This window comes from Streptomyces sp. KL116D, from assembly GCF_030766975.1.
Classification (GTDB): Bacteria; Actinomycetota; Actinomycetes; order Streptomycetales; family Streptomycetaceae; genus Streptomyces; species Streptomyces longispororuber_A.
This window is the reverse complement of the sequence record NZ_JASERH010000123.1, coordinates 23,154-32,994: the sequence shown is the minus strand read 5'-3', so window position 1 is coordinate 32,994 and position 9,841 is coordinate 23,154. Positions and strand designations below refer to the sequence as shown.

3 protein-coding genes and 4 pseudogenes are annotated in these 9,841 nt (G+C 73.8%); all 7 read right to left on the bottom strand.

What is annotated here, in order from left to right; genetic code table 11:
- Positions 1-2,143: 2,143 nt before the first annotated feature.
- Complete coding sequence (locus RBJ77_RS45615; protein ID WP_372350338.1) at positions 2,144-2,902, bottom strand: hypothetical protein; 759 nt, start codon at positions 2,900-2,902, stop codon at positions 2,144-2,146.
- A gap of 338 nt (positions 2,903-3,240) precedes the next feature.
- Positions 3,241-3,986 (bottom strand): annotated as a pseudogene (locus tag RBJ77_RS45610) (S9 family peptidase); the annotation flags it as partial.
- A gap of 138 nt (positions 3,987-4,124) precedes the next feature.
- Positions 4,125-5,467 (bottom strand): annotated as a pseudogene (locus tag RBJ77_RS45605) (M20/M25/M40 family metallo-hydrolase).
- On the bottom strand, positions 5,460-6,065 hold the full coding sequence (locus RBJ77_RS45600) for a M55 family metallopeptidase (protein WP_372350337.1): 606 nt from the start codon (positions 6,063-6,065) through the stop codon (positions 5,460-5,462). Before RBJ77_RS45600 ends, RBJ77_RS45605 begins: the two are co-directional and overlap by 8 nt.
- The gene (locus RBJ77_RS45595; RefSeq protein WP_372350336.1) at positions 6,010-6,294 is read right to left on the bottom strand and encodes a M55 family metallopeptidase; all 285 of its coding nucleotides are present in this window, start codon (positions 6,292-6,294) and stop codon (positions 6,010-6,012) included. The genes RBJ77_RS45600 and RBJ77_RS45595 overlap by 56 nt, the downstream gene beginning before the upstream one ends.
- Positions 6,295-6,440: 146 nt before the next feature.
- Positions 6,441-7,170, bottom strand: a pseudogene (locus tag RBJ77_RS45590) (class I SAM-dependent methyltransferase).
- A 48-nt stretch (positions 7,171-7,218) separates the two neighbouring features.
- Positions 7,219-9,746: pseudogene (locus RBJ77_RS45585) on the bottom strand (SpoIIE family protein phosphatase).
- Between the last annotated feature and the right edge of the window lie 95 nt (positions 9,747-9,841).

The following is a 9,841-nucleotide window of genomic DNA, read 5'->3' as shown; positions in this document are numbered from 1 at the left end:
GAGTCATGGTGTGACGCGTGTCAGTCGAGGGTCAATGGGGGTGCGTGGGGATATTCCGTGGAGGGGCGGCCGGGGCGAACGGCACGTACCGTGCCGAGTTGCACTCCGCTCCGCCACTGGGACCCTGCCGCCCGTCGGCGTCACGGCCCTGGGACCGAGGAAGGGAAAGAGTGAACGACGGCGGCAGGAGGGGACGAGGAGGGGACAGGAAAGCGTGCCCGTGCTGAAGTCGCGGCGGTGGATGCCTGGCTGTCGGCTGCCGGGTGGCACCCGGGGCGCCGGTGTGACGACCGAGGCCCGTCTCCAGATCCCTCCGTCCGCCCGAAAGGGCGGCTTCGCTGGCGCATAGCGCGTGCTCTCGGCGTGCCGCCCAAAGGCTCGTACTGGACCGTAGCCAGCCTTGCGCCCGGTGCGGCGAGAGCGCGTGCCGCGTCGTAAAGGTATGGATCTTGGGAGACAGGGGGCCCTAGCCGCGCCGAGGTGGCGGGCGTCCTGGCGGACTTCCGCGCCGACGGTGGCCGTCTCGGGACCGTCGAGCCTCGCTCGCGTTCCTGCGCGAGCATCGTCAATGGTCTCGTGGCGCCTCCGGCACGCCTCCACCGACGACCGGGTGCGGGAGTTCGCCCCGCGCCTCATGTACCGGGGGGCGCCGCGGAGGACGTCCAGGAACTCGCCGACGGACTGGGGACGAAGCTCTTCCCGTCGCGCACGACACCTACGACGGGGGACGGTCCTCCGACGAGTCCGGCCGGTTCTTCTTACCTGCACCAGCAGCGGCGCGTACTTTCTCGGCGACGAGAAGTACGCGGCACTCGATGAGCTATTCGCGGGGCATGCTGGAGAACGGAGGACCACTACGCCTGAATCGCGTGCGCCGACCGTCGACGCCGCTCCCGCGAGGCAGCGAGCATGGCCCGTCGGCCCGGCGCCCGACCGCCGCCCTTCAGGCGCCAGCCCTCTCAGACCCTTCTTCAGGCCAGTGCAGGCACCGCCAGCGTCAGCGTCCCGGCCGTCGTGTCCAGCTTCGCTCCTCGATCCCGAACGGCATCGGTCAGCGCCCCCGTCCCCGTGCCCGAAGCCGAACGCGTCGATCACCGGCACCCCGAGCTCAGTCTGCAGCCGGTCGGGAGAGCAACGCCGGCAGGTCCGGGATCGTCGCACTCCGCCCAGGAGCCGAGCAGCACCCCGGCCACCCTCGTCGAACCACCCGGCCCGCGTGGAAGCTGGTCAGATAGCGGTCGAGCCGGTACGACTCCTCGCCCACGTCCCTTCCAGGCACAGCAGAAGCCCGCCCCGCATGCCGGACCGCCGGGCGAACGGCGTGCCCGTAGGCCATCGACGCGAGCAGCGAGAGGCACCTGCGCGAGCGGTGACGCCGCGCGCGGTGCCGGGGCACCAGACCCGGCCCCTCGGGCGCGGCGATCGTCCGCACGGTTCGGCTCGGCGTGGCCCCTGGGCCCCTTCAACGGGCGTTCTTGAGGAAGTCGAACGCGCCGGCCATCGGGCCGTGCAGGTGGCGAGCCCGAGGCGCAGGGCGAACGCCCGTGCAGGGCGGGTGGGCGTCGCTGCACCGACGAAGACCTTTGGGGCGCGCCGCGCGCATCGCGTCCCAGTCGAGCAGGTCGACCATCCGCTGGGCGCGCGCAGCCGCCGCGGGCGCAGATCACCGCGTCGGTCGTCCGGGTCGCACCAGGCCGCGCTGGAGGTCGGCGGGCCCGGTACGGCGTCGGTGCCCGCGAGGTAGCCGGGCCCGGGGTGGACGGTCGACGGACGTGCGCCGCGGGCGCGTGCTCGAGGTCCCAGCCGCTGCAGGATGTCGAGCCCGGTCTGCAGCCGGTCGGCGGGGACCGGCCCGCTCGCGACGACGGCGACGCGGGCGCCGGGCACGCAGCCGGGCGGCGGGCAGCGGGGCGAGGGGCCGGCCGTCACTTGGTGAGCTCCAGCGCAGCGGCACGTCCGATCCGGATGGAGGCCGAACGCGACGCAGCTAGACAGTTCGGCCTCCAGTGCGCGCGGCACGACGGTGCCGGCGCGGCGGAAGCCGTGGCCCTCGCACTCGAAGGCGGAGGTAGGCGTGCGGCACGCTCGCCGGCCCTCGCGCTCCACCTGCGAGGAGCGCTCGGCTACTGGGCGGGCGGGCAGATCACGTCGTCGGAGGCCCTGGAGGAGCAGGGAAGCGCGAGCCGGTCGGCGCTGGGCGCGCGAGCGGCCCGCGGTAGCGGGCGGGCACCCGGCGCGCGGGCCGACGAGCGTCTCCAGGTAGCGTGACTCGAAGTCGTGGGTCTCGCCGCGGCTCCAGCCGGTGAGGTCCAGACCACGGATCGGGTAGTTTGATGGTGCCGCAGGCGTAGACGCCGGTGGTGGCGCGAGGGAGGCGCCGCTGGTCCAGCCGCCGGCGCCGCCGCCGCGCGACGGCGAGGCGGTCGCCGGCGGTGCCTCGGCGGCGAGGGCGCGCGCGTCGGCGGCGCGAGTCCTCGACGCCTGACGACGCCCACTGCTCGCGGCAGCCGCGCGGTACTCCCGGCCGTGTAGCCGGTGGAGCCGCCGTAGCTGACCCGGCGACGCCGATGCCGCGGGAGGTGAAGTAGGCGATCTCCAGGTCGAGGACGAGTGCGTGGCCGGTGGGGCCGCCGTGCGCCCACACGTGACGATACGGCGGGAGTCTTCCGTCGTCGGGGGCGACGCGGTCGTTGTGCGGCGGGTAGATGTGGGCGTGGACGTCGCGGCCCGTCGGGCCCGTGAAGGTGCGGATCTGCTCGGGGTAGTAGGCGGGGTCGACGGGGTCGGTCGTGGGCGGCGCCGATGATCGCGCGCGCGGCCCGGTGCCGGTGTCGAGCTCGACGACTCGGTAGCCGAGCTGCGCGGGGCTGGCGGCGACGCCGACGACGCGGGCGCCGTGCACCGCGTCCGGCGTGGCCCCACGCGGTCCATGTCAGCCGCGCCGACGAGCTCGCTCGGTCTCCGCCCGAGGATGCTCGAGCGAGCGTTGGCGCCGACGCCGTGCGACGACGGCGACGAGTCCGCCCGTCCAGCGGCTTGAACCAGCTCAGGCCGCTTCCACAGCGGCCCGCCGAACTCCTCGTCGCGCGGGCACAGCGGCGAGCCGCGGCGCGCGTGCTGGCGAGGGCGCCCTGCGGCGTGGTGGGCACGGACGCGGGAGCCGGTGCGGACGTCCGCGCCGCGCCGGGCGGCAGCGTCGGCGGGCGGCAATTCTCCCAGCCGCCGCGCACGTCGAGCCGGCAAGGTTCCACCAGCCGCTCGCGTCACCGGAGTACAGGAGGGTCCTGTCGGGGGCCCGACTCTGACCTGGCAGACGGATTCTTCGGGCCCGCCCTGCGACGGTCTGCGCGGGGGCCGAGCACGCCGTCCGCGCGGACCTCGGCGAGCAGCAGCTCGGTGCCGTCCCACGGCATCAGCGAGTGTGGTCCCAGGCGATCCAGGCGGCGCGCCGTCCGTCCGGGCGCGGAGCCGGGCCCGGTCACGAACCGGTGCGCGCCGTCGGTCAGTTCCCGCACGGCGTCGCGCGCTTCGGCGGCCCGAGCCGTCGAGCGGGACGGCGGCGACCACGGCGCCGTCGCCGGGCTTCGCCGGTGAACTCCTCCAGACGCACCAGACCTCGCCCCGGTCCGGCGCTGCGGGTCGGCCCAGCGCAGGCCGCCGCCGACCGGCGAGACGGGGGTGAGCGGGCGCGGTGCCCGCGGGGTCTCCGCGGGCTCGTCACGCGTACGGCGCTGGTCGCGAAGTTCACGAAGACGACAGAGGCGGCCCTCGATGCGCTCGGCACCGGCCCAGGGGCGGCCGCCGTACTTCGATGACGCGGCTGCGGACGTTCCACGGCGCGGGCAGCACCGACTGCTCCGTGCCGTCCGGGCGGCGCCGGACCAGCGACGCGGCGGCCCGCCTCGGTGGGCCGCGGCGTCGGTCCACCACGCCTCGTCGCCGACGAAGCCGACGTACTCGGGCTGTCCGTCGTGCGCCGCGGCCAGTGCGGCGTCGATCGGCGACGGCCAGGACTCCGTATGCCTGGTGTGTGCACCATGTCCCCGCCCCCATTTGTTCCGAGGCCCCCATGTGTCTTCGCGTCCGCCATGTTTTCCTAGTCCGTCGCCGTGCTCGCCGTGTCGCTATGCCGTGCGCAGGAAGCGGTCGAGGACCCGCACGCCGAAGTGCAGCGCCTCCACCGGCACCCGCTCGTCCACACCGTGGAAGAGCGCCTGGTAGTCGAAGCCCTCGGGAGCTTGAGCGGCGCGAAGCCGTAGCCCGTGATGCCGAGGCGGGAGAACTGCTTGGCGTCCGTGCCGCCGCGACATGCAGTACGGCACGACGTGCCCCTCGGGCGCGAACCCCTCGACGGCCGCCCGCATCCCGCGCGAACGTGGGCGAGGTCGACCGGCGCCTGGAGGGCGACCTCCCGGTGCTCGTACTCCCAGTCGACGTCCGGTCCGGTGAGGGCGTCGAGGGTGGCCCTGAACTCGGTCCTCGGTCCCGGCAGCAGCGGCCGTCGACGCGCGACGGCTCGCCCGGCGCATCACGTTGATCTTGTAGCCGGCGGACAGCATCGTCGCGCTGCTGCTGTTGCGCACGGTCGGCGCGACGAGGTCGGCGGCCGGACCCGAGCCGGCCGAGCAGTGCGTCGACGTCGAGGGTCCGGCGCGTCCACGTCGGCCTCGATGCCGTAGACGGCCGCCATCTCGGACAGGGCGGCGCGGACCGTGGGCGTGAGGCGCAGCGGCCACTCGTGCTCGCCGATGCGGGCGACGGAGGCGGCCAGCCGGCTGCACCGCGTTCGCCCGGTTCACCTTGGAGCCGTGGCCCGCCTTGCCGCGCGCGGTGAGCTTCAGCCAGCCGGTGCCGCGCTCCCCGCCGCGATCGGGTACAGCTGCTTGCCGCTGCCGTCGTGGAAGGTGAAGAGCGCCGGACTCGCTGATGCCTTCGGTGCAGCCCTCGAAGAGGCCGGCGTGCCGGTCGGCGAGGAAGCCCGAGCCGTCCTCGGCGCTGGCCTCCTCGTCGGCGGTGAACGCGATGACGATGTCGCGCCGCGGCCGGTACCCGACGCGGGCCCACTCGCCGTACGGTCGCGAGGATCATCGCGTCCATGTTCTTCATGTCGACGGCGCCCCGGCCCCCAGACGACGCCGTCGCGGACCTCGCCGGAGAACGGGTGCACGCTCCAGTCGGCGGCCTCGGCCGGCACCACGTCCAGGTGGCCGTGGACCAGGAGGGCGTCGGCGGACGGGTCGGTGCCCTCGATGCGGGCCACCACGTTGCCCCCGGCCGGGGTGCGCTCCAGGATCGTCGGCTCAAGGCCCGCGCCGGCGAGCAGCTCCGCCGCGTACTCGGCGGCGGGCCGCTCGCTGCAGTCGCCGCCGCCCCGGTTCGTGGTGTCGATCCGGATCAGCTCGGAGGTGAACGTCACGACCTCGTCGAGCGCCTGCTGGTCCACGGTCCCGGAAAATGCGTCAGCCATACTGTTCCTCCACCGCGGCCGAGGCGATCGTGGTGACCGCCTTGAAGGTGCGGATGCCTTCGTACATGGTCTCGTGCGTGTAAGAGATCCTGCGCTCGCCGGTCCGGCGCACTCCGGGGACGACGGTGGACGCCATGGCGAGGTGCTCGGCGTCGAACTCGACCTCCACCGTGAACGGGCCGCCGCGGACCGGCTCGTGGCGCACCGCGATCGACGCGGCGTCCTTGGCCGCGGCCCGGATGTCGGCGGCGGTGCGGGCGGGGGGTGCGGCAGACGGCCGCGTACCGGGAGACATGGTCCTGACGGCGACCTTGCGGGCCTCCGGCGCATAGCCGAGGGCGTCGTCGCAGGCGTGGTCGTCGCCGGTGACGAGGACGACGGGGACGCCGTACTCCGCCACCACGTGGGCGTTCAGCAGGCCCTCGCTGGCGCGGACGTCGTTCACCCAGACGCCCGTGATCTGGTTAGCCAGGTACGTGTGCGCGAGGACGCCCTCCATGCCGGCGCCCGCGTGGTAGCCGATGAACGCGATGCCGTCGACGTCACCGTGCTGGACGCCCTCCACCATGGAGAGCGCCTTGTGGCGTCCGGTGAGCATCTCCACGCGGTCGTCGAGCTGCTCCAGGAGCAGGGTTGCGCATCGTCCAGTGCGCCTCGTTGACGAGCACCTCGTCGGCGCCGCCGTCGAAGAAGCCGAGCACCGCCGCGTTCACGTCCGAGGTGAACATCGACCGGCAGCGCTCCCACTGCGGTGTGCCCGGCAGGACGTCCGCCGGCCAGGTGACACCCGTGGCGCCCTCCATGTCGGCACTGATGAGGATCTTCATGGCCAGAACCGTACGCGGATCCGGGCACACCTCACCAGGCCTGTGGATAACTCTCAGTGGCATAGACCAATGTCACACTCGTAAGGCGCAGTTCCCGCTCGTCAGCGCGGTGCGGGCCGCACCGGCGCCGGGCGCGCGTCCCGGTGTCAGGCGGCCCGTCCCACCACGAGCCAGGTGGACGGCAGCTCGATCCGGCTGCCGTCGGCGGTGAACTCGGTCGTGGTCAGCGGCAGCTCGCCCGAGGCGAACACCTCCAGGCCCGCCTCGGTGACGTAGTCGCGCACGGCGGCGTCGGAGACCTCGCCGGGCGCGATGCCGTGCGCGAAGACAGGGGGCGAGCTTGGGCGGCGGCCCCGCCGGGTTCCTGGCGAGGCTCCTGGAGGACCGGCCGGGCGCGCTCCGACAGTTCGACGACGAAGGCGCGGCCGCGGTCGCCGACGAGCGCCGCGACCGCGTCGATCAGGGCCTGCCGGTCGGCGGGCTCGCACTGGTGCAGCACGCCGCGTACGTACACGTTCACGTCGCCCAGCTCGGCGTGCATCGGTCCGACCTGACCGGCGTCGGTCGCGTCGATCTGCCGGTAGTCGGCCTGTTCGGCGGGGTCGGCGCGGCGGGCCCGATCGAGGGCGGCGGCGGACAGGTCGGCGCCGACGACCTTCGGGTAGCGGTCGGCGAGGAACCGGGTCTGCGTCCCTGTTGCCGCATCCCAGGTCCACGAGGGGCAGTCCGGCGGCCGCCAACTCCGGTTCGAAGAGGGGCCAGGTGGAGTCCCGCGGTGAGGGCGGGCTCGGCGTCCCAGAAGACGCCGCCCGGCTCCTCGGGGGCGTCCTCCCAGAAGCCCTCCCACGCCTTCCTGTAGCGCTCGGTCACGCTCATGGGACCTCGGGGAGCACGGCGGCGGACTCGACGGAGCGTCAGCTCGGTCTACCGCTCGGAGCCCGCCCCCACAAGTCGCGCGCACACACCTTCACCCGCCGTTCGAGAGGTGTGCGCCGGTCGGCCGCGCGTCAGCCGCGCCGTCGGGGCCGTCAGCTCGAACCACACCGTCTTGCCGGTCGCCGTACGGCTCGTGCCCCATTCGCGCGCCAGGTGCGCCACCACGCGCAGGCCGCGTCCGAACTCCACGCCCGGGCCCGCGCCGAGCAGGCTCGGCAGCGTGTGGTCGGCGTCCTCGACCTCGCACAGCAGTGTGCCCGAGCGCACCAGGCGCAGCCGGACCGGGCCGCCGCGGGCATGCCGCACGGCGTTCGTGACCAGCTCGCTCACGATCAGCTCCGCCGTCCGTTCGATGCTCAGCAGGCCCCATTCCAGGAGCTGTTCACGGACCAGCTCACGGGCCCGCGGCACCTCGGACGGGTCCGGCGCGAGCTCCCAGTGCGCGACGTCCCCGCTCTCGATCCCGGCCATCCGGACCAGCAGCAGGGCCACGTCGTCCTTTGCGCCCGCCGCGCGCGCCGAGCGACCGGATGATGGTGTCGCAGGCGTCGTCCATGGAGGCGGCAGGGTGGGCGGCGGACTCGCAGAGCGTGGCGAGGCCCACGCCGATGTCCTCGCCGCGCACCTCCACCAGGCCGTCGGTGCACGTCACCAGGCGGTCGCCGGGCGCGACCGGGACCCGTGCGGCCTCGAAGGGCACTCCGCCGACGCCGATGGGCGCGCCCGTCGGCAGTTCGAGGAGCTTCGCTGCGGCCGTCGGCGGCCCGCACGATCACCGGCAGGATGTGCCCCGCGTTGGCCAGGTGCAGCTCGCCGACGATCGGGTCGTAGACCGCGTACAGGCACGTCGCGAGATAGGTGTCGCCGAGCCGCTGCGCCAAGTCGTCGAGGTTGCGCAGGAGTTGGGCCGGGGGCAGATCGAGGGCGGCCATCGTCTGCACGGCGGTGCGCAACTGCCCCATCATCGCGGCCGAGTTGAGGCCGTGGCCCATCACGTCGCCGACGACGAGCGCGGCCCTGGCGCCGGGCAGTTTGACGGCGTCGAACCAGTCGCCGCCGACCCGGCCGAGCAGCGTGCCGGGCAGATAGCGGGTGGCGATGTCACAGCCCGGCATGTGCGGTTCGATGTGCGGCAGCATGCTGTCCTGGAGCGTCTCGGCGACGGACTCCTGGTACGATGTACATGCGCGCGTTGTCGAGCACGAGCCCGGCGCGCGCGGCGAGTTCGGCTCCCGGTGACGCGGTCCATGTCGTTGAAGACGGGCCGCTCCTGGTGGCGGAGCAGGATCATGAACCCGAGGACGACGTTGCGCGCCTTGAGCGGGACGACGAGCATCGAGCGGTGCGTGATCAGCGGCCGGATGTCGCGCTTCTCGAACTGCGACGCGATCGCGTTGCCCATCTCTTCCGAGATGTACGGCACGAGCACCGGGTCGCCGCTCGTCATGCACTGGAAGAACGGGGTGTGCACCGGGAACGGCATCGACTCGCCGACGGGCACCACGTCGTCCCAGCGCCCCGGTTCGTCGGTGTGCTCCAGGGCGACGCGGTGCCACATGGTCGTGGCGTCCGGCGAGGCCCTCCGGGAACCCTTCGCCCGCGACGACCTGTTCGCGCAGGTACGTGCCGGCGACGTCGGTGAAGCGGGGCACGACGGCCCGGCTGACCTCGAAGACGGTCCGCGCCAGATCGAGGGGACGAACCGATGCGCCCGCTCACCTCGTTGAGAATTCGAGCCGCTCGCGCACCGCCGCGTACTCGATGTCCTCGGCCGTGTCGTCGAGCGGTGCGCGCGGCGAGGGCACTCCCGTCGCCGCCGCCCGGGCCGCCGCGGCCCGCCGCTCCTGGCGCTCGGTGCGCCGCGAGACGCCCCAGTCCGCGGTGACGGGGACCCGGTCGTGCTGGCTGAACTCCAGTACGGGATAGCCGAGAGTTCGAGCACCTGGGAGACGATCCGGGCGCTCTCGCCGACGCTCATGCTCGGCAGGATCTCGGGCAGGCCGCGGGGCCAGCTCGTCGGCGGCCAGGGAAGTCGGTGTGCAGGGCGAAACCGGGGGCGATGCGCTCCCGGTCCCCGCTGACACCACTGTCTCCCTGTCGCCGCCGTCCCCGCTGAGCCGCTCGGCGTCGGCGGCGAGCACCAGCATCCGCTCGGGGCCGGGGCCCACCAGCGGGTACGCCCACCACAGCACGTCGATCCGGTTCCGCGGCCCCGCGCTGGTGTCGAGCCTGGCGCGGCCCGCCGCCGGGTAGGAGGTGTGTCCGCCGAGCGACTCCTCCAGATCGTGTCCCGCGAGGTCGAACGCGCCGCGCGCGGCAGGTCGGTGGGCTCACGCACGTCCGGCAGCGCGCCGGACACGGGCATCAGGTCGGTCGCGGGCGGCCCACCGCCTCGTCCCTGGCCGGGCCGAAGAGCCGGCGGGCGCCGGTGCCCAGTGCGAGACGCGGCCCGCCTGATCGATCACGACGACCGCCAGCGGAACGCGGGCCTGCGGGGGTCGACCGGTGCCGTGCATCACCGCGCTCCTTCCCTCCCGGCGCGCCGGGGGGACGCGCGCCACCTCTCTTCCACGGTACGGCTCCGCCGCTCAACGGAGAGGCGCTTACCCAT

Excerpts from the sequence above, each read along its gene's own strand:
- RBJ77_RS45595 (WP_372350336.1), bottom strand. The coding sequence starts at position 6,294 with ATGAAGATCCTCATCAGTGCCGACATGGAGGGCGCCACGGGTGTCACC.
- RBJ77_RS45600 (WP_372350337.1), bottom strand. The coding sequence starts at position 6,065 with ATGCTCACCGGACGCCACAAGGCGCTCTCCATGGTGGAGGGCGTCCAG.